Raw genomic sequence first — 18,765 nt, forward strand, 5'->3', positions numbered from 1 at the left:
CGTATGGACCGTCGAGCTGCGCCCGCACGCCAACGCCTAGCCCTCATCTGCCGCCAATACCCCCACACCGGCCATCAGGCCGCTCGCCCTCTGGCCCGGAGAATTAGGCGGCGCAGGACGCGAACCGTCAGGCCGCCGGTGACTACCAGCGTCAGGAGAAGCAAGGCACTGCTTTCCTGGCCTGAATGAGTTCCCGGCCTGCAAACCATGACTTCAGTCATATGGCTTTTGGTGCGGTCGTGATGAGGTCCGGGCTGTCGTGCACAAGTCACCAATTCGTGAGGGGAATTGAGGAAATGAGACTCTTACGCACGTCGGCATGGAGGCCTGCTGCCGCGGGTGCCGTGCTGGCGTTACTGACCGGGGTGGGCACCGCAGCGGCGGCGCCCACCCCGCCTGCGCCCGGCCTGGAAGCTTCGCCCGCGACCGTGGCGGCCGCCGGCCCGCAGAATTTGGGGGCGATCGCTGCTGGAGGCGAGCGGCCAGTCTCGGGTAAGACACCATCTGCCGGCCCGAAATTCTCGAAGGCGGGCACCGTCTGGCGGGTCATCACTCCGGAGGTGGTGCTGCGCAATACGGTGACCGACGCGGACGGTGATACCGCTAACCTGACGTTCCAGGTGTACACCACGAACGCGGACGGCACCCCGAAGGCGCAGGTCGACCTCGACGGGTCCGGGCAGTACGGCGTGCTGGTGTCGCCCTACGTGGCCTCGGGCGGCACCGCGAAGGTGACGGTGCCCTATGGCATCCTCAAGCCCGGCGTGCTGTACAAGTTCCGCACATCCGCCTACGACGGCAGCCTCTACGAAACGAACTGGTCGCCGTGGGCGGACTTCCGTATCGAGCCGTACATGAAGTTTCCTGCTGCGCAGACGTCGTCGGCGATCGATCCGACTGTCCAGGCGATACAGGAGTTCACTCGGTCCGATCCGGGGCCGGCCCTGCCGACGTTCGCCGCGAACGGTGCGGTGAAGCGGGAGGCCACCCAAAGGCGTACCTGCGGCAAACAGGACCTTCAGGGACGCAAGCTGTGCATCGATCTTTCCCCTCCCACCGCAGAGTCCAAAGCGCGTGCGAAGAAGCGCGCCGAGGCGCTGCACGACACGGCGGAGGCCAAGGCCCACAAGAGCGGTACGCCTCCTACGGCGGTGGCCGTCGCGCCTGCCGTGGAACTGGTCGACTGGTGCTACGACAAGCCGGCAGGCAAGGACTACATCACCCGCACCGAGGCGTGCCTGAAAAACATCGGGTCGGGCAACCTCATCTTCATCGACGCCGACAACAAGCAGATCGGCTTCGCCACCTTCGACTTCGAGCAGAGGATCAAGGCCTACCCGAACAAGGCCGCCTCCGGGTCGGACTTCGGGGAGTTCGACCAGCAGATCGTCATCGTGCCGGTCGCAATCGACGCCGCGCTCAAAGGCGTCACGATGAAGTGGAACATCCAGTCGACGTGCTCGTCGTGTGTGACGTCGAAGACGCGGTGGGCCGACAACCAGAACAACCCCGCGGGCGATACCGCCTACTGGTCAGCACAGGACGCAAGCGCATACAGCGGCCGGTGGGGAACCACCCAGACGACCTGGTCCGGCACGGGCAAGGAAACCATCGACCTGGGCTGGTCGGTGACCGCGACCGTGGACGCCAGTGACACCGCAAAGGCCACGGCGAACTTCGGAACCTCCGGGACGCAGCCGAGGCGCGAGCTGGCGCCACGCTGCGACGACATCCTCAAGTCATCGGCGCCGGGCTGCGTATTGCCGTCCTTCGCGCTGAACTGGACCGTGGACACAAATCTGTACCCGGCCGCGGGGGCGTACTACTGGTACATGCAGCAGGTGATGCCCGATCACGCAGGCTCTCGGCGATGGGACTCGCTGATGCACTACCTGGGTCCGGACACCACCCTGAAGAACAGCGCTGGCGGTACGTGGACATCGGACAACAGCCGCACCCGCGTGTGCGACAGCACATGGAGTGTCCACAAGTCGGACGCGTCCGTGGGATCGGTCGACTGCGATGAGTTCGCGATGGCTTCGACGCACGAGTCCGGCGGCTTTCCCAACAGCGTCAACCTGGTGACCTCGGGCAGCAAGTGCGCCCAGTTGTTCACGGACAAGATGGGAGACGGTTCGGCGAACTTCGGCATCCTCGCCGACACCCGTACTGCCACGAACGGTCCGAGCGGCACGGAGCGGTGCGGGCGCGCGGCAATCCCCAGCGTGCAGAACCAACGCGCGTTCAGCGGGTTCCCGGCTCCGTCCTGGCGGATGCTGGACGGTGACGGCTTCTTCCTCACCCTCCCGGGATTCGAACACTGCACGTCTACCGCGACCACCTGTACGTGGAGCAAGATCAGCTGACGTGCGCCTGAGCGACAGGCAGGTGGAGCCGGAGGGGACCGGTCCGCAGGACCGGCCCCCTCCCTCCTTCGGGTCAGCCGACCAGCGGCTGCCACCGGCCTTCCTGCGCGGAATCGAGCCTGCTGCCCCATACCAACGCCCCGCCCACCAGGCCGGGCCTGTCCCGGGTGGCCAGGGCAGGAAATTCGAGCATGTCCGCGACGCTCTCCAAGTAGGTAGCCAGCGTGTCGAGCTCATCGCCCAGGCTCTCGTTGTAACGGGACCAGCGGCCCAGATAGCCAGTCTCAGCGTCCAGATACGAGCCAGAAGTGCGATCAGCGACGCCATAGGAGACCACTGGGATCCAAGCCGCATTCCACACAGTGACCCGGTCGTCCTCGGTGCGGCGGTCGTTGAGGGTGTCCTGATGGGCTTGAGCGTCCATCTGCTGCCGGTAGAAGTCAGTTACGCCGTCCAATGGCATCAACGCCTGGTTACCGGGCAGACATCCCGAGCCGTCGACCCCGTCGTCGCCCGCCGTGAGAGACCACCAGGCCCGCAGGTCGGCGGGTATGGACATGCCGAGTTCCTGCTCCAGGCTGGCGAGGGTGGCGGGGCTCGCGCCGTGGCGGAGCGCCGCGTGGGAGTCGGGAGCGTTGTGCTGGAGCCAGTGTGTGATGCGTTGCCAGGCGTCGGCAATCTGCCGCTCCGCCACCTCATCGAGGCCGGGACCGGCAGGCTGACTGTCGCTCTCGCCCTGCCCCTGGCTCTCGGCGTTCGTGGCGGCCTCGGTGACCGGGGCCCGGTTCACGTACCGGATCTCGATCCGATCGGGCTCGCGAATGTAGCCAACGGCCAGGGCAGGACAGTCCTCGAACTGGTCGCCGTCGATCATCACAGTGAGGATGCCGGGCAGAGTTGAGGGCCTGCCCATCTCCGGATTGTCCGCCAGCTGGCCAGCCAGGACCTTCAGGGCGTAGGGCGCGCCCGACCCGAACTGTAAGACGGTGTCGCGCACGTGTGGAGAGATTTCGACGTTCACGGCCTGGTGCTCCTTGCTGGTCGGGTGGAGGGCAGTGCCGTTCACACAGTAAGACGCGGACGCTGACAGCAGCCCAGGCGTACATTGTCCGATACAGCGTGCAGTTGGTGTGGCGGCGACCGACAACCTCCGAGCGGCCATCGTCTGGCTACCACGGCAGCACGTGCACTGACCTTGTCGTTAACCTTGCCGCTTGACGAGACGGGCCAGTGATTCCCAGCAGAACCACTATAGGAATGGGTCGCTGACCCCGAAGTAGTGGACGCTGACCCATCCCCGCTCTTGACCGGAGCTTGCACGGTCTACCGGCCGGCGGAGCGGGCGGGCGCGGCGACACGCGCCGGTGCCCCGACTCGCGGCCACCGGCGATGTGACGCCCTCGGCGGCCGAGGCCGCGGATGATGAGCAGTTGGTCCCGCCCGGTCCCCGAGCCGGCGCAGGACCCGCACACCATGCCCGGCATGCACATGCCTCACGGCGGCCGCGCCAGGCGCGATGCCGCGCTGCTGCGCGCCGGACGCCGCGGCCGGTCACCGGACCGCGCGTACACGTCCGGGGCGACCTGGCCGCACACACGTGAGCCCGAGGGGGCGTGGGCACGCTCCCGGGCCGCCGGAGATACGCCGGTGACCCGGTGCCGGAAGCCCGCTGCTGCAGCACCCGGCGCCGCGCGGCCGACCAGGCTCGGGCCGACGCGACGATCGCGCGTCTGTCAGCGGGGGTGGCTGGCGGCTATTGGTCGGGGTGGACGGCTTGGACGCCGGTGCCGGCGTATGCCTTGGAGGTCAGGGTGAGCAGGTAGCGCCCGGTGGGTGGGTGGGTGGGTGGGGGAGGGACGGGCGGAGTGGATGGCGTGGACGGCGGCCCAGGAGTGTCCGAAGCGCAGCAGTTCGGTGGCGGTGACCGCGGCGTCGGTGTCGAAGGCCTCGATCCGGATGAACCGCAGTCCTTTGATGTAGCCGAGCAGGCCCGGCCGTTCGGCGTCGCCGGCCGTCAGGGGCAGGACCGGCGCGTACAGGTCACCGAGTCCGCCGGAGGCCTGCACGTAGAACGCGGCGACCGCCTCGTTGAACGGGTCCTTCGGGTCGTACAGGGCGCCCGCGGTCGTGTGGTCCAATCAGCAGGGGGCCGGTCACGGGGCGTTGGTGATGGTGTCCTCCAGCATCTTGTTCTCGTCCAGGTTGCCGCCCTCGTCGGTCCAGCCGAGGTCGTTGGAGGCCGCGGCGCGGGAGCCGACCGAAGCGGACGCCAAGAAGGGCCGCGGCCTGTTCGGGCGTCGCTGGTAGGAGCAGGGCGCGACGCTAACGAACCCGGCGCCCTACGTTCCCGCCCGCTCGGTCCCGCGACCGCGTCTCCAACCGGGAGACCAACGGGGCCGGGCGGAAAGGGACCGTCACCATGACCTCCATCGAGCCCGGCCTGGTCGTACGCAACGGCTTTGCCGAAGGGCCGCTCGCCGACGCCGCGCTGTCCCGTGCGTACCGCGCCGGGCAGCGCCTCGCCGAAGTGCAGGAGCAGGCGTCCACGATGACCGACGGCCAGCTGCGCGACGGCGTCTACCGGGCGCTGCGCCGCTTTACCCAGGAGCAGCCGCGCACGTGCCAGGTCGACAGCCTCACCGCGCTGATCCGCCGCGGGGTGCGCATCGACTGGCCCGCCTGCGACCGTCTGCCCTGCGCCTGACGCCCGCCCTGCGGGAGGGAGCTCTGGTGCCCTCCCGCAGGGCGGGAGAGGCCGGGCTTCCGGTCGCCGCCGGCCTTCCGCCGTCGGCGGTGGCTGGGAGGCGGGCCGGATGAACGCCGATGACGAGCAGCTGCTGCGCGGCCGGGTGTACGGCCGCGACCACGACGCCCCCAACCCGGGCTCGTTGCCGCACCAGACGTACGCCGCGCTGGTCGGCGGGCCGCTGGACGGGCTGCTGCTCGACATACGGGCTGGCGACCGGAAGAAGATAGACAACGGTGTCGCCCTGATGACCGAGCTGGGACGGTGGCCGGGCAGGCGGGCGCTGTACGACCCGCGCCCCGACGACCCGCGTCCGGGGAGCGGCCCGGGTGTGGTGTGCCGCTTTTACTACTCCGGCGACACACCCTGACCCCGGCCGCCGACCCCGGCGCCAGGGGTGCCCTCGGTCAGCTGGGCGGCGGTGTTCTCCATCCACAGCAGCGTCCACTCGACTCCGGCCCGCCACCCGGGTTCCGCGCTGTCGTACCGGCCTTCGGCGTGGGCGCGGATGTTTGCGGCAAGGGCGCGCAGGTCCTTCTGCAGTCCCTGCCGCTTGGCCGCGTCCATGGCCTGGATCATCTCGTCGGTGATGTCACCGGGTCGCAGTGCGCTCATCGCCCCACCTTGGACGACGTTCCCCGCTGATGGCCATATCTCCAGGGCGCTGACCTGTGACGGGTGGTGGCGATAGCGTCCTGCCTCATGACCACCACCGACACGATCGCGGCCCTGGCTCTGGCCGTCGCGGTCGTCGCTGCCATCGGCTCCTGGAAAGCCGCGCGCAACGCTAACGGGGCCGCGCAGACCCTGTCCCGGATCGAGCAGCAGCGCCTGCACGCCGACCTCACCCCGCACTTCCGCTGCACGATCGTGGCCAACGAGGCCTGCTCCACCGCCATGCTGTGGGTCCACCTCGAAGGCCCGCCCGGCTTGCTGTCCCACGGCACCATCGAGATCACCGCGTCCCTGCGCAACGACAACCCGCACCGCGGCGACGGGCCACAGCTCGCCGGCGCTCCGACTCCCGAAGAGGTCCGCGCTCACATCTGGAGGCCGTGGAAGTTCAGCGCGTACGGCCGCGACGACACCGGCCGTACGGTCGCCCCGCAGCAGCTGGCGATCCGCGAGTGGACGCGATACGGCCTGACCCCCACCACCCCGCCGCCGTGGTCGACGACCACCGCGGACGTTTGGCACCGCGACTACGCGAACGAACCAGTGCGCCTGAGTATCACCGCTAGGTCCAAGGGCAGCGAGTGGACCGTGCCGCTGGAAGTCCCCGTCACCATCGAGGCCGGCTCCTGACCATGACCGGTCAGGAGCCGGTGATGTGGTCGAAGCCGTTCAGCAGCGGCGTCAGCTCTTGAGCGCACCCGCACAGCGTGTACAGCTGAGTCCCCGGGTTCTCCGCGACGTCCAGGGCCCGCTGGACATCGAGCAACGGTGCACCCTCGGGTGCCTTTTCGCAGTCCGGCGCGTGCAGCACGCTGCGGGCCGGCCCCTGCCCCTCGCGGACCTTCGCCAGAACCCAGCCCGAAGGTCGGCGCTCCCCGAGGACCTCGCCCACCGTCGACGTCGGCGGCGCCGGCGGAAGAGGCTCGGTGGGGACGTGGTCGTAGTCGACGCCGTCGACCGGCCGTACGTGGTCGGGGGCACGCACCCACACCCGGTACTCCGCCGCCTCCACCCTGCCGTCCTCGAGGTCCCGGTACGACGGCAACCCCACGAGGTAGGCCCAACCGGTCTCCGTTTGCCGCCGCTTCCACAGTCGCGCGAGGACTTCCTGCTCGGGATGCCCCAGCGCCGGGGCGGCGGGCAGTACGACCCGGACCGCCACGGGTACCGGCTCAGAGTCGGCAGCATCGTCGGAAGGCGTCATCACGGCCCCACGGTAAGCAGGGGAGCTCAAGGCGGACAGGGCGGTCAGATCAGGCGTGGAGTTGGATGGGGTAGCCCATGTCGTCGATGTCTCGTAGCACGCTAACGGCGAGCATAATCCCGGTTACGGCGTTGACCGGGGTGTACTGCGTGGTCGCGGCTGCGTGAGCCGTGGCGTGCCGGTTGAAGTGTTCAGGAACCGGGGCTGGCGGCCAGAACGGCTCCAGCGCCCTCGGGAATGGCAGGAAGGCCGCAGCCTCGCGGAACTGGCGGATTGTGGGGTCGTCGTCATCCACGACCGGGATGTTGTCCAGGACCTTGGCGTAGCCCGACCACTGGCGGTTGGGCCTGAGCCAGCCGGGGTTGGCGAAGGCCAGGCCGCGGATGAGGGTGTCCCACACGTTGGCAGCCAGGGCCTGGGCGCCGCTGAACATGCCGTGCTCAGCCATGTGCACGCACTCTTCGAGCAGTGCCTTCTGCTCACTGAACCGTGCGTCGGTCACGGCTGCGAGAGTCGCCTGGCAGGAGGTAAGGATGGCCGGGCGGCAGTCGTCAATGACCTGCGCACGGGAGGCTGCGTCGTCAGCGGTGAGCAACTGGCGGATCACATCGGCCGGGGGAACCCAGGCTAGTGGAACGCCCTCCTGCATCAGGACGATCATCTCCGAGTAGGCGAGGTGGCTGCCCTGCCAGTTGGCGGGCATCATCGCATCCAGACGTTCCAGTGCTGGCTGGAGGGGGGCGATCGCCTCCGCCAGGTGATCCATCGCGGGTATGCGGATCGCCACCGGCGGCATGACCGTTGATGCGACGGTTCGCCGGATGTTCTCGGTGGCCGCAGCCAAGATCCGCGTCAGATCCGGCCGAAAGCTGCTGTTCATCCCGATGCCCTTCCCTTGTGCGTGGCGAGCATCATCCGACACGTGGGCGTCCGGCGGCCTCCGCTTTTGCCGCTCGGTGTCGCCGAAGGGTGGCGGCAGGCTCCCACGGTAGACACGCAGCCGGGCCTGGACCTCCGACGAAGGATCCCCGCCCGGCTGTGACCAGCGGGTAGTCAGAGGATCTGGCGGTCCTGCGCTGGATGAGCGCGCAAAACTACCCGTCGGATGTCAGCGCGTGAGCCTAGAGTTCTAATCATGTTCATGCGCGGCCGCAGACGGCGTGATCCGCAGACGGATCCTCAACCGTTGATCGAGAAATCCCTCACTGAAGGCGTCCCTAGCCACTTGGAGACGCCCCTTCGGCGATGGATCTTCAGCATCCTCCAGGACGACGAGGACAACGCGGAACGGATCGCGTTGGACCTGCGGATGACAGTGAACACCGGCAGCGTGTACTCACCCGCGAAATTCCTAGCGCTGGGCACCTCCCGGGATCAGCTGATCGACGTTGTCAACTCGATGCTCCGGCTGAGCACCCCGCCCGCAGAGCAGCGCTTCAACCCTGGATCTGGCTATGGCAGGCGCTCCTACTTGACGATGTACGGCGGTGGCAGGCGAGCGGATGAAATCGCGGCCCTACAGGAGATGTTGACGCTCGCGGGCTCGGCATACCGCGTCAATGACGCCCAAACTGGTCTGGAACGCCGTGTTGAGTCGACTGTTCAGCAGGCTGCTGCTCACACCCTCACGACGTCTCGGTCTCCGCAGTCCGGGTCCGCATCCCAGCACCTGGAGACTGCCTGGCAGTGTGCCTATGGGCGGAACCCAGACCCTTCCAAGGCCTACAGCGAAGCGATCAAGGCAGTGGAGTCCGCCTCCCAAGCCTTGATCGAGCCGAACAACTCCAGAGCGACACTAGGAACGATGCTTGGGGTGATCCGCAGCTCGCCACAGCGGTTCAGCACGGCGATTCCGGCAGGCAACAGCGGGACCAACGACTTCGATCTGGTCGCGGACATGATGCGACGCCTGTGGCAAGGGCAGACCTCTCGACACGGCTCGCAGAGTCCCACGCCAATGGAGACACAAGAGCAGGCAGAGATGGCAGTCCACCTGGCCGCTGTCCTCGTGCAGTGGTTCGCAGCTGGCCTCGTTTACCGCAGGCCGTAGCACCATCTTCTGCTGGGATGACGAGGCGCGCCCGCGCCGAAGTCCTCCTTCGCGGAGCCGACGGGGGTTGTCTGCACCGCTGGAAGGCACCGCCCGCTGCGCCCAGAACCGCGCCCGCCTCGTGCGGGCGGACCCTCTGCATGCCACTGGACCACCTCACCAAACCCGATCCGGGGGCACCCATACGCAACCCAGTGCGATGCCGCAGCTCAGACCCCCGGGCATCGCACTCAAGTGCACGTAAGGCCTGAATCCGGTGCCCCTGGCCGGACAGCGAAGGACCCCGGACCGCCCGTGCGCTCTGAGGTCCTGCCGCGGTCTCACCGCCGCCGCTCACCAGTCGTCAGGTGCGCTGCCCACACCACACACGATCAGCCGGCCCTCGCTGTTTCGGCCCCAGAGCGGTTCCTCAAATGTGCGCTGCCCGGACCGGCTGCCGGAGGAGCTCTACCGGCAGGTCCTGGAGCTGCTGTCTGGCTTGTCGCCGGTGGTGCAGGCGTTGCCGCCGTCGGCGGCGCTGGTGGAGCTGAAGGGCGCCCTGCGCTACCACGGTGCCGACACGCGTCGCCTGGGCGAGGTGCTGCGGGTGCGGGTCATCTCTCGGCTCGGGATCGATGTACGCGTCGGGATCGGCCCGTCCATCACCGTGGCGGCGACCGCCTCCGCCCAGGTCGAAGCTCCCGGCGGGGTTCTGGTTGTGGCGCCCGGCGAGGTGGCCGGCTGGCTGGCGCCGCTGGCGGTGGAGGCCCTGCACGGCATCGGCCCCCGCCAGGCCGAAGCGCTGCACGAGTACGGCATCCACACCGTGGGCCTGCTCGCCGCCGTCGCCCCCGCCACCGTGCAGCGGCTGCTGGGCGGGCGGGCCGGACGCCTGGCACAGGTGGCGGGATCACCGCCAGGTGCTCGAGGGCATCGTGTTCAAGTTCCGCACGGGCGTGCCCTGGAGAGATCTGCCGGAGCGGTTCGGACCCTGGCAGACCGTGCACGGACGCTTTGCCCGTTGGGCCGCCGACGGCACCTTCGACCGGCTCCTTGCCGCAGCCCAGCAGCGGGCGGAGGTGGACTGGCTGGTCGCGCTGGACTCCACCATCGTGCGGGCCCACCAGCACACCGCCGCCAAAGGGGGCTCGAGGAACGAGGCCTCGGACGCTCCCGCGGCGGGCTGACCAGCAAGATCCACCTGGCCTGCGACGGGCGGGGCCGGCCGCTGTCCTTCACGGTCACCGCCGGCACCCGCAACGACTGCACCCAGGCCGAAGCGGTCATCGACAAGATCCGCGTCACCCGGCCCGGACCGGGACGCCCCCGCGTCCGCCCGGAGCGGGTGGTGGCTGACAAGGGCTACTCGTCCCGCACCTTACGCGCCTACCTGCGCAGACGCGGAATCAAGGCGACCATCCCCGAACGCGTCGACCAGCTCGCGGGACGACGCCGACGGCGCGAACGGCCCTGCGGCTTCGACAGAACCGTCTACCGACGCCGCAACGTCGTCGAGCGCTGCTTCCACCGCCTCAAGCAGTGGCGTGGCATCGCGACCCGCTACGACAAACAGCCCGATCGCTACCTTGCCGCCATCACCCTGGCCAGCACACTCATCTGGCTCCAGACATGATCGACGAGACACCCCCTAGGCAGTGCCTGCCTGAACGCTGCCGTCGTCCCGGCAGGACACGGGTAGGCCGCCTTCCGTGCCCTGCGCGCGGCCGCCCGCGCCCAGGCCGAGCAGCGCACCGCCTCGGACCACGCCGTCTGGCGCGGCTGGCTCACCACCGCACAACTACCCCTCATCGCCGATGCTGCGGGCACCGCGGCAGCCCGGCTGGAGGCTCAGGACCAAGCAGTGCGTCGCTACCGCGAGGAATGGTCACAAAGGCAGGACATCCTTCCCCTAGCCGACCTCGGGCTGGGACTGACGTCGATGACCGTGCCTGGTATGAGCAGAGCTCTCCGCGCGACGATGCCCGGACAGAGGAACGGACGCGACAGACTGGCCGACACGGTGCGCCGACAGGGGCCGCCTCTTTCTGGTAGGACGGCCGGGGGCCGGCAAAACGGTGGCATCCCGGTGCATCGCGGCACGCTGGGCCGCCCATGAGAAGGCCCCGGTCCCGCTATGGCTGCGCCTGCGTGACCTCATCCCCCTGCTGCCTGCCGCCGGCCCTTACCGGATCGACGCCCGGGACGTCGTCCAGGCGGGCGTGAGCGACGCGCAGCCGCAGTTGGTGGAGGCGTTGCTGGCGCGCATCGAGCAGGGCCATGCCCTCCTCGTGCTCGACGCGCTCGATGAGACCTTGGATCGTCGAGACGCTGTCGTGGAGGCGGTAGCCGATCTCCTCGACCGCCTGCCGGAGGAACTCGACGTGCTCGTCACTTCCCGGCACTCCTGCCTCCGGTCAGCCACGCTGCTGCGCCTGCCCGTCTATGAACTGCGAACTCCCCGAAACCTGGAGGACACCCTCGACCAGCTCCTGAGCGTCGTGGCCGAGCAGCTCGGCGGCCCAGCGGGGACAGTCGCATGGACGGCAGAGCGCAGGGCACGCATCGCACACTCCCGCCGTGCGGAGCCCGATCTGTGGCGTGTGCCCCTGCTGGCCACCTTGATAGTGCTGCTCATCGCCCAGTAGCCGGCCCAGGCCACCCCCTCAAGCCGCGCCGCCCTCCTCAAGGACGTGATCGACAGCAGCGTGCGTCTGTGGGAGATGCGCCGCGCCGCGTCGGCAGTGCCGGACACAGCGCCCGAGGTGACAGCCGACATCCTCGTCGACTGCTTCGACGACATCGCCCGCCTCGTTGCCGCAGACGGCAGCGCCCCGTGGCAGCGCGCCCACGAGACGGTCAGTGCCCGCCTTGACCAGTACTGGGGCAAACCGGCCGGCTCAGCAGCCGCATAGCTGCACCGGTGACGGGCTTCTTCTACAAGCCGTAGTGAATGTAAGGGGCCCACAGTTCAGGCTGGTCGGGGTGGCGGTCGCGCAGGGCGCGGGTGGCTGAGGTGAGAGCAGTGCTGGTCGTGATGTGGCCGCCCGCGGCATGGAAGAGCTGGGCGAACTCGGCGGCGACGAGGTCGCGGACCGGCCAGAGGGTGGCTACGACGCTGCGAAAGCCGGCGAGCTGGAATGCGGCAGCGAGATGGGTCAGCTCGTCCGGTGCGTCAGGAGTAGGCATCACCGTGGCGCACGCCGAGAGCTGGGCGAACTCGGCATCTGGCAGATCCAGACGGGAGAGATCCTCGATGGTGAGAAGGCCGTCAAAGAGGCCAAGTCCACTCTGGTGCGGGCGGGCGTCGTCGCGGACGTTGTGGCAGGCGAAGTAGGCGCGTGTTGCATGGGGGAGCGCGGCCAAGACGCTCTCGCGTCTCGCCGCTTCGTTGAGGAGGGGGACGGCTTGTGGGTGGCGGTCGAGGAGCGCGCGGCCTTCGGCCTCCGCTCCGGCGAGTTCTGATCCGTTCGCGGTGCGGCGTACGGCGACGATCAGGTCGCCGCCATTTCCGGATACAGCGCCCCGAGCGAGGCCACGGGCCAGCAGCCGAATCGTGGGGGCGTAGGACGACTCGATCAAGTCGATCGCAGACCGGCCGTCCGGGGCGGTGGCGGCGTGGAGTGGAAACGCGCCGAGGAGGCCGGTTGGCACCCACCACATCCTGGTGGCCGGGCCGATGGCTTCGAGGACGGGACCGACCACCGTTTCCCACAGCCATGCCAGGATGTCGCTGGTCATCTGAGGGTCTGCGGCGGAGAGCATGTGGTAGGCGTGCGTGTGGAGCTCCTGGTGTGTCAGCCCGCCCAGCGGCAGCACGCGCACACCGGGATCCGGGGTGATGATGAGGGCGTGGCTGCCGAAAGGGCTGACGTTGATCAGTACGAGCGGGCCGGGCAGGTTTAAGGAAGTCAGCTCGCCGGCGGCCGGTGGCCGCAGGAAGGCCTCGTAGCCGGAGGTCGCGCGGATGTCGGCGAGCAAGTTGGTCCAGGCGGTGCGGCTTTGCCAGGCCTGGGCGGTCCGCACGTACCCGTCTGGGGTGCGGGCGCTGTTGGTACGGTCCGTAGTGATGCTGTGGCGCATGCGGTCGAAGCGCTCGGCCAGGTCGGGGCGAGTCTCGCGGAGGCTGGTGACGTCGGTGCGCAGGTCGAGTTCCAGGGTCAGCAGCACCGCGCGTGCTTCCTCGGCTGCCTCCAGCGCGGCGGCAGAGTCGCCAGCAAGGATGTGCGCGGTGACCGCCTCACTGCCTGTCTCGGTGATCTCGGAAAGCCGCGCAGCCCGGTCGATCCGGTCGAATTCCTCCAGAGCGGCCACGCGCATCAGGGCGACGGCCTCGCGGTAGCAGGTGACGGCCAGGTCGTAGCGCTGGTAATGCAGGGCGAGCCGACCAGCGCCGCGAAGCGCAGTCAGACTGTCCAGTGCATCGGTGATCATGGTGAGCGCCAGGTGACAGTGCCGCTCTATCTGCCCGTCGGTCAGCTCTGAATACTCAACGTAGATCCGGCTGAGGATGCGGAGCAGTGGCCCGCGGAATGGGCCGATGCGGGGAGAGAGGTCGAGCGCCTCTTCCAGCAGACTGGCAGCCTCGACAAGCTCGCCTGTTTCCCGGGTCAGCACGTAGCGCTGGAGGTGGATGTTTCCGAGGTGCGACAGGTGGTCGCGTTGGTCGGTTGGGTGTTCGTGCCGGCTGGTCTCAGCTTCTGCGGCCCGCAGGGCGAGCTCCAGGTCGACAGCGAGGCCGGAGCGGCGGAACTCCTCCAGGTAATGCTTGGAGGTTTCGTCGGTGGCCCACTTCTTGGCCATCTCCTCCGCCTCTTCGCTGAGCAAGAACTTTTGCGCTGAGGCATCCAACATTGCAGCAATTTCGGCGCCTTCAGGCCCGTCTGTGTGCTCTTTGACAAGGACTATACGGTCGATCCTGTGGCGCCCGGGGTCTGGAGTGGCACTACGCCGGGCGAAGCGAAGGCGAGAGCTCCGGGCGCGGGCCAGTCGTTCCTGTGCTCGGGTGGCCTCCGGCGGGGCGAGGGCTGCCGCTTCGGCGGCCAGCTCTGTGGCGGTGTCCAAGTCGCTGTTGTTCTGATTGTTGATGCCACGGATCCCATAAGCGTCGCTGAGCGAGCCGAGCCAATCGGACAGTTGTGGATCGTCGGCTGGGGTGACCTCGATCGCCATACTCATGAGCAGGATTGCGGCGTTCACCGCAGCGGGATTCCGTCCCTGGTTGGCGTAGTTGATAAGGGTGTTGGCAAACCCGGCCTGGGCCTCCGGCTCGGCGCATGGTCCGAGCATCCGGTTCAGGGGATCGGGCAAGTCGTCCGGTAGTGCCCGGGGGTCCGGCAGCCAGTGCATGAGCGTCTGCGCCAGTTCGTTGGGCCGGCCGGAGTCGACGGTGGCGTTGTGCCGCAGGATGTGGAGGTCTCCCAGGACGCGACGGGCCTTGGCCAGGCTGCCTGATGCCGGGTCCCGCGTTGAGAGCCGATGGGCCAGCCACCACAGGTACGCGGCGTCAGTCATTGCTTCGGAAGAAATGACGAAGTCGTAGTCGCCAGTCCGGTCACATGCGCGCACGCGACGACTGAGGTTGCCGTGGGCCAGTGATTCCAGCATCGGCAGCAGGCCCGGCTCGGGGGCGGGTGCGGTCGGGTCTGGCCAGGCTTCGAACACTGCGGTGCGGCTGATCTCGATCGCCGCGTGCAACCGCGCCTTATCGGGCCGGACTTCGTAGTCGGCTTCGAGTGCGTCGGCCAGGCCTTCGGCCAGCGTGATCCGGTCAAACGTCGAGGTGTCGCCCCTATGGGCACTTCGGAACACGGCAATGCACTCGTCCAGGTCGGTGGCGTCGCCCAGCGCCTCATAGCGCATTCGCAAGGCGATGGCCAGGAGGGACGTGGACCGCTCCAGGGTGCTCTCACGGAACAGATGGATGGCTTCCTGAAGATCTTCGATGCGCTGGAGTTGCGTGAAACGGGTGGCAAGTGCGAGACCGAGGTCGAGCTGGAGGATCAACTGCGCGCTGCCGGTCGCGCTGGCAAGGGCGGACCGCAGAGGAGTCACGTGGTCCGCCGCCCCGGAATCCGCCGGGTCAAGGTTGTCCGGGTGTAGCGCAAGTAGCTGCGACAGACGGGTGACCTGCGCCTGGATCGTCGCACGCACAGAGTTTCCCGGCGGCAGGCCATCGACCGCAGCCCTGCCGTCGGCTATGGCCAGTCGAAGATCGTCCAAGTGCTGGAAAGCCACGAAGCGATGCCACCGCGCTGCATGGCGATTGGCGAGCAGTTCGGTCGGATCGGCAGCGAGAGTCCTGACGATCGTTAAGGCCTCGTTGTTAAGCGCCAGGTTGCGGTCGATGTCGGAAATCGCCGAGGTCGTCGCGAACCGGTCTGCATACAGCACGGCGACGTTCTGCAGAAGCTGTGCGCGCAGCAGGTCCGCGTCGGTCGCCAGCACGAGGGCGCGTTCTGCGTAGGTGACGACGGCGTCGAGGTCCGCAGCGTCGCCGGTCTCGGCGTGCCGCTCGTTGAGCGCCATGGCCACCTGCAGGAGCGCCGGCGCCTCGTCGGCGGAAAGGTCTGGCGGCCAGTCCGACAACTCGAAGAGGCGGATTCCGGTGTCCCGATGCCTAGTGAGCGTGTAGGCCGCCACCACGCGGAGGAGCCCGCTCGCATGCGCATGGATGTCGTTGATCGCGGTCAGCTTCGTGGCCTCGAAGTGCTCGCGAATCTCCGTTGGCGGCGCGGCCGGCTCGCGTTGCCACAGCGCGTGGAAGAAGCCGAGCGAGAACCGCTGTTCCATCGGTCGCTCGTCCTGCCGTCCGCTCGTGGATCGTGCCCAGTGCAGCCAAGCCAGCAGGTGCAAGGTCTGGTTGAGGTGGTCATCACCGGCGTGTGGAAGCTGCACCCACCACAGTTGGGCGGCTTCAATCAGCGCCTCATCCGCCAGCACACCCTCGGGATCGCCCTGCTGCCACCGCCTGATCCGTTGATCAAGTAGCTCGTTGGGCTGCGCAGTGGTCGCCATGAGCGCTATGGTCGCATCGACTTGACGGGGTTTGCGGCGAGGACGGTGGAATTGACATGCCCGCAGGTACCGCCGACGCCGAACGGGAACGAGCCGCGCTGGCCCATCTCTGTGAGCTTCTTCCCGACATTCGTGCAGCAAGCACTGGTCGCCCGCCCGAATACCAGAGGTTGCTGACGGCGATCGAGGCCGCCGCGCGGGCCCGTACGCCGGTCGCCGACCTGCTGGACGAGCTCTACCGGTTCGACGCTGCCGGCGCCTACCGCCAGATGCCCCACGAGATGCCGTTCGGTCCCGGTCACGCCGACCAGGAGATCGCTCGCTGCCCGGACGGTGCCTGCTCACGTACCGAGCGCCCGCGACCGGCCGGGCTGTCGCCACGCTGCCGCCTGACCGGGGAGCGGATGCCGACACGGGCCACCGGATGACCACCTTCTTCGACGAGCTGGCCAAGAAGCTTGCCGAACGCTGGGTGTCGCTGCTCGCCATTCCCGGCCTGCTCTTCCTCACCGCGATCCTGCTCGGTGCCAGATTGCGGTGGGCGCACGCGCTCGACGTCGCCTATGCACTCGACTCGCTGGACAACCTCGTTGCCGACCTGAGCCGTTGGCCTGCGGCACGCACGGCGCTCTGCGTGGCAGGTGTGCTCCTCGCGGCTGCTGCTGTCGGGCTCGCGGCTGGCGGTCTGGCTGCCGGAATTCGCTTGATTTGGCTCGGCCGCTGGCCGGCGCCCCTGGCGCATTGGCGCCGCAGAGCGCGTCGGGACCGCTGGGACGACCTGGTCGAGCGGAGATTCGCGCTGGAGGATACTTCCGGCCGGACCGAGGAGATGCAAGCCGAGATCGACGACCTGGCGGCTCGGGCGAACCAGCTCGCCATGGCACGCCCGGCCAGTCCAACCTGGATCGGGGACCGCTTCAAGGCACTCGAATCGATCGGCTACCAGCGCTACGGCCTCGATCTGACCTTCGTCTGGCCAGCGTTCTGGCTGGTCGCCCCGGACCTGGTCCGTTCCGAGATAGAGGCGGCTGGCGGCCAGTTCGCCGATGCGACCGTCCGCGGCTCCTGGGCCACCCTGTACGCCATGCTCGCGCTGTTGTGGCCCCCGTCCGCCGCGGTGGCCGTCGTCACTGGCTTCGCCGCCTGGCGCCGTGGCCGGTCCTCGGTCGCGGCACAGACCCGCCTCATCGAAGTCGCCCTCGACCTCCACGGCCGTGCACTGGCCACCGCACTCGGGGTGAGCGACGCGAACGCCACTGGGCCACTCACACCTGACGAGGGCAGCGAGATCACGCGAATCTGCCGCAAGGGACGCTGACCCGCCCGGCCGATGTCACCCATCGGACGCTGCGCATGTTCGAACGGCCAGGTCCAATTACATGACCGCTGACACGATCACATAGGGGCGACCGCTGACGCTCAACCGAGCGTGACCCAAGGGCGGCAAGGCCATGGCTGGGGGGCCTAGTACTGCAACGGTGTTTGCCATGACTGCTGGCCAGTTCGTTCGTTGGTGTGGTTATGGGCGGGAACCTTGCTGATGTCAGGCTGTGGTCGGGTGAACTGGTCGCTCTGCACGGGCGGTTCCTGCACCGTTTCAACAGATCGGAACCGCGGGATTCGGCGCTTGCGTACATGCAGGGGCTGATTGCTCCGCTCGAGGGCAAGAACGGCTGGACGCTGGCCGAAGAGGCCGGTCATGACGGTCCTGACCGTATTCAGCGGATGCTGAACCGGATCGAGTGGGACGCCGACGAGGTCCTGGACGACGTCCGCAGCTACGTCGTCGAACATCTCGGAGACCGGGATGCCGTGTTGATCGTGGATGACACCGGCTTCCTGAAGAAAGGCATCCGCTCGGCCGGGGTGCAGAGGCAGTACTCCGGCACCGCCGGACGCACCGAGAACTGCCAGATCGGTGTGTTCCTCGCCTACGCCACCGGCCGCGGACGCACGCTGATCGACCGCCGTCTGTATCTGCCCACGTCCTGGACGGAGGCTTGGGCACGCTGTCGCCGCGCGGGCATCGGCGACGAGATCGCGTTCGAGACGAAGGTAGCCATGGCCAAGGCGATGGTCCGCCGGGCCATCGCCGACCGGATTCCGTTCGGCTGGGTGACCGTGGATGCCGCCTACGGCTTCAGCAAGGGCTGGCGGTTCGAGCTGGAGCAGGCCGACGTCTTCCACGTCATGGCCACAACGAGGCACGACACAGTCGTCACCCGTTGGTCCATCGATCACCCCGTCCACGACCTGTTCCCCGGCCTGCCGCGGCAGAAGTGGAAACGCCGTTCCTGCGGCGAGGGTGCGCACGGCCGGCGGATCTATGACTGGGCCCGTGTCGAGGTGCGGCCGTCGCACCGCGAGGACCGCCGGCACTGGGTAATCGCCCGCCGCAGCGTGAGCAGGCCCGAGGAGATCTCCTACTGTCCCGCCGACACCACACTCGACGAGCTCATCCGTATCGCCGGAAGCCGGTGGGCGGTCGAGGAATGCTTCCAGAGCGCGAAGCAGGAATGCGGCCTGGACGACTACCAGGTCCGCCGCTACCCCGGCTGGCACCGCCACATGACTCTGGCCATGGCAGCCCACACCTGCCTCACCGTTCTGCGGGCGAGACAGCTGGACACGGACAAAGCAGAAACGGATCCTCCCAGCTCATCCACCTCAGCCTTGCCGAGATCCGACGCCTGATCACCCGCCTCACCGACCGTCGACCCACCGCCATCGA

16 protein-coding genes and 1 pseudogene are annotated in these 18,765 nt (G+C 68.2%); 11 read left to right on the forward strand and 6 right to left on the reverse strand.

Translation table 11 applies throughout. From position 1 onward, the window contains the following. The first annotated feature begins 344 nt into the window (after nucleotides 1-344). Entirely contained in the window at nucleotides 345-2,366 is a 2,022-nt protein-coding gene (locus AQJ30_RS24390) for a hypothetical protein (RefSeq protein ID WP_159052381.1), read from the forward strand. A 73-nt stretch (nucleotides 2,367-2,439) separates the two neighbouring features. Here the strand turns inward: AQJ30_RS24390 and AQJ30_RS37245 are convergent, their stop codons facing one another. Both AQJ30_RS37245 and AQJ30_RS24400 read right to left on the reverse strand, forming a co-directional pair. After that, nucleotides 2,440-3,387, reverse strand: coding sequence for an SMI1/KNR4 family protein (locus AQJ30_RS37245; RefSeq protein WP_245727066.1), 948 nt, complete (start codon nucleotides 3,385-3,387; stop codon nucleotides 2,440-2,442). Nucleotides 3,388-4,099: 712 nt separating this feature from the next. Then, a complete protein-coding gene (locus tag AQJ30_RS24400) occupies nucleotides 4,100-4,504 on the reverse strand; it encodes a PIN domain-containing protein (protein WP_245727068.1) in 405 nt (134 codons plus the stop codon). 281 nt (nucleotides 4,505-4,785) lie between these two features. Here AQJ30_RS24400 and AQJ30_RS24405 point away from each other — a divergent pair, with 281 nt between their 5' ends. Together AQJ30_RS24405 and AQJ30_RS24410 are read left to right on the forward strand one after the other, a co-directional pair. Next, nucleotides 4,786-5,070 carry a hypothetical protein gene (locus AQJ30_RS24405; protein WP_067237844.1) on the forward strand — a complete coding sequence of 95 codons (285 nt, stop codon included), beginning with the start codon at nucleotides 4,786-4,788 and terminating at the stop codon, nucleotides 5,068-5,070. A 109-nt stretch (nucleotides 5,071-5,179) separates the two neighbouring features. Further along, the gene (locus AQJ30_RS24410) at nucleotides 5,180-5,482 is read left to right on the forward strand and encodes a hypothetical protein (protein WP_067237847.1); all 303 of its coding nucleotides are present in this window, start codon (nucleotides 5,180-5,182) and stop codon (nucleotides 5,480-5,482) included. Here the strand turns inward: AQJ30_RS24410 and AQJ30_RS24415 are convergent. Continuing rightward, on the reverse strand, nucleotides 5,461-5,727 hold the full coding sequence (locus tag AQJ30_RS24415) for a hypothetical protein (RefSeq protein ID WP_067237850.1): 267 nt from the start codon (nucleotides 5,725-5,727) through the stop codon (nucleotides 5,461-5,463). The genes AQJ30_RS24410 and AQJ30_RS24415 overlap by 22 nt on opposite strands. Before the next feature lie 87 nt (nucleotides 5,728-5,814). Between AQJ30_RS24415 and AQJ30_RS24420 the strand changes: the two genes are divergently transcribed. After that, on the forward strand, nucleotides 5,815-6,417 hold the full coding sequence (locus tag AQJ30_RS24420; RefSeq protein ID WP_067237854.1) for a hypothetical protein: 603 nt from the start codon (nucleotides 5,815-5,817) through the stop codon (nucleotides 6,415-6,417). 10 nt (nucleotides 6,418-6,427) lie between these two features. Here AQJ30_RS24420 and AQJ30_RS24425 read toward each other — a convergent pair whose 3' ends face one another. Together AQJ30_RS24425 and AQJ30_RS24430 are read right to left on the reverse strand one after the other, a co-directional pair. Next, on the reverse strand, nucleotides 6,428-6,991 hold the full coding sequence (locus AQJ30_RS24425; RefSeq protein ID WP_211279111.1) for a DUF6233 domain-containing protein: 564 nt from the start codon (nucleotides 6,989-6,991) through the stop codon (nucleotides 6,428-6,430). Nucleotides 6,992-7,040: 49 nt separating this feature from the next. After that, nucleotides 7,041-7,871 (reverse strand): hypothetical protein, encoded by an 831-nt coding sequence (locus AQJ30_RS24430; RefSeq protein WP_067237858.1) that lies wholly within the window; start codon nucleotides 7,869-7,871, stop codon nucleotides 7,041-7,043. Nucleotides 7,872-8,126: 255 nt separating this feature from the next. On the opposite strand from AQJ30_RS24430, the gene AQJ30_RS39510 reads away from it, so the two are divergent. From AQJ30_RS39510 to AQJ30_RS24460, 4 genes and pseudogenes are all read left to right on the forward strand, one after another. After that, the gene (locus tag AQJ30_RS39510) at nucleotides 8,127-9,041 is read left to right on the forward strand and encodes a hypothetical protein (RefSeq protein ID WP_245727070.1); all 915 of its coding nucleotides are present in this window, start codon (nucleotides 8,127-8,129) and stop codon (nucleotides 9,039-9,041) included. Between the two features lie 881 nt (nucleotides 9,042-9,922). Beyond that, nucleotides 9,923-10,653, forward strand: a pseudogene (locus tag AQJ30_RS37255) (IS5 family transposase); the annotation flags it as partial. 412 nt (nucleotides 10,654-11,065) lie between these two features. Beyond that, nucleotides 11,066-11,665: a P-loop domain-containing protein gene (locus AQJ30_RS24455; protein ID WP_079084264.1), complete on the forward strand. Its 600-nt coding sequence runs from the start codon at nucleotides 11,066-11,068 to the stop codon at nucleotides 11,663-11,665. 45 nt (nucleotides 11,666-11,710) lie between these two features. Further along, nucleotides 11,711-11,932, forward strand: coding sequence for a hypothetical protein (locus tag AQJ30_RS24460; RefSeq protein ID WP_067237867.1), 222 nt, complete (start codon nucleotides 11,711-11,713; stop codon nucleotides 11,930-11,932). A gap of 22 nt (nucleotides 11,933-11,954) precedes the next feature. Here AQJ30_RS24460 and AQJ30_RS24465 read toward each other — a convergent pair whose 3' ends face one another. Continuing rightward, on the reverse strand, nucleotides 11,955-16,034 hold the full coding sequence (locus AQJ30_RS24465) for a CHAT domain-containing protein (RefSeq protein ID WP_067237868.1): 4,080 nt from the start codon (nucleotides 16,032-16,034) through the stop codon (nucleotides 11,955-11,957). A 56-nt stretch (nucleotides 16,035-16,090) separates the two neighbouring features. On the opposite strand from AQJ30_RS24465, the gene AQJ30_RS38095 reads away from it, so the two are divergent. The 3 genes from AQJ30_RS38095 to AQJ30_RS24480 all read left to right on the forward strand — a co-directional run bounded on the left by AQJ30_RS38095 (nucleotide 16,091) and on the right by AQJ30_RS24480 (nucleotide 18,728). Beyond that, nucleotides 16,091-16,462: a hypothetical protein gene (locus AQJ30_RS38095; protein WP_067237871.1), complete on the forward strand. Its 372-nt coding sequence runs from the start codon at nucleotides 16,091-16,093 to the stop codon at nucleotides 16,460-16,462. After that, a complete protein-coding gene (locus tag AQJ30_RS24475; RefSeq protein ID WP_067237874.1) occupies nucleotides 16,459-17,352 on the forward strand; it encodes a hypothetical protein in 894 nt (297 codons plus the stop codon). Before AQJ30_RS38095 ends, AQJ30_RS24475 begins: the two co-directional genes overlap by 4 nt. Nucleotides 17,353-17,555: 203 nt before the next feature. Continuing rightward, nucleotides 17,556-18,728: an IS701 family transposase gene (locus AQJ30_RS24480; RefSeq protein WP_067237877.1), complete on the forward strand. Its 1,173-nt coding sequence runs from the start codon at nucleotides 17,556-17,558 to the stop codon at nucleotides 18,726-18,728. Nucleotides 18,729-18,765 lie beyond the last annotated feature (37 nt).

Source organism: Streptomyces longwoodensis, from assembly GCF_001514125.1.
GTDB classification, from domain to species: domain Bacteria; phylum Actinomycetota; class Actinomycetes; order Streptomycetales; family Streptomycetaceae; genus Streptomyces; species Streptomyces longwoodensis.

What these genes read in the sequence shown, in the direction of transcription:
- AQJ30_RS24405 (WP_067237844.1), top strand. Translation starts at nt 4,786, where the DNA reads ATGACCTCCATCGAGCCCGGCCTGGTCGTACGCAACGGCTTTGCCGAA.
- AQJ30_RS24410 (WP_067237847.1), top strand. Translation starts at nt 5,180, where the DNA reads ATGAACGCCGATGACGAGCAGCTGCTGCGCGGCCGGGTGTACGGCCGC.
- AQJ30_RS24415 (WP_067237850.1), bottom strand. Translation starts at nt 5,727, where the DNA reads ATGAGCGCACTGCGACCCGGTGACATCACCGACGAGATGATCCAGGCC.
- AQJ30_RS24420 (WP_067237854.1), top strand. Translation starts at nt 5,815, where the DNA reads ATGACCACCACCGACACGATCGCGGCCCTGGCTCTGGCCGTCGCGGTC.
- AQJ30_RS24425 (WP_211279111.1), bottom strand. Translation starts at nt 6,991, where the DNA reads ATGACGCCTTCCGACGATGCTGCCGACTCTGAGCCGGTACCCGTGGCG.
- AQJ30_RS24430 (WP_067237858.1), bottom strand. Translation starts at nt 7,871, where the DNA reads ATGAACAGCAGCTTTCGGCCGGATCTGACGCGGATCTTGGCTGCGGCC.
- AQJ30_RS39510 (WP_245727070.1), top strand. Translation starts at nt 8,127, where the DNA reads ATGTTCATGCGCGGCCGCAGACGGCGTGATCCGCAGACGGATCCTCAA.
- AQJ30_RS24465 (WP_067237868.1), bottom strand. Translation starts at nt 16,034, where the DNA reads ATGGCGACCACTGCGCAGCCCAACGAGCTACTTGATCAACGGATCAGG.
- AQJ30_RS38095 (WP_067237871.1), top strand. Translation starts at nt 16,091, where the DNA reads ATGCCCGCAGGTACCGCCGACGCCGAACGGGAACGAGCCGCGCTGGCC.
- AQJ30_RS24475 (WP_067237874.1), top strand. Translation starts at nt 16,459, where the DNA reads ATGACCACCTTCTTCGACGAGCTGGCCAAGAAGCTTGCCGAACGCTGG.
- AQJ30_RS24480 (WP_067237877.1), top strand. Translation starts at nt 17,556, where the DNA reads ATGGGCGGGAACCTTGCTGATGTCAGGCTGTGGTCGGGTGAACTGGTC.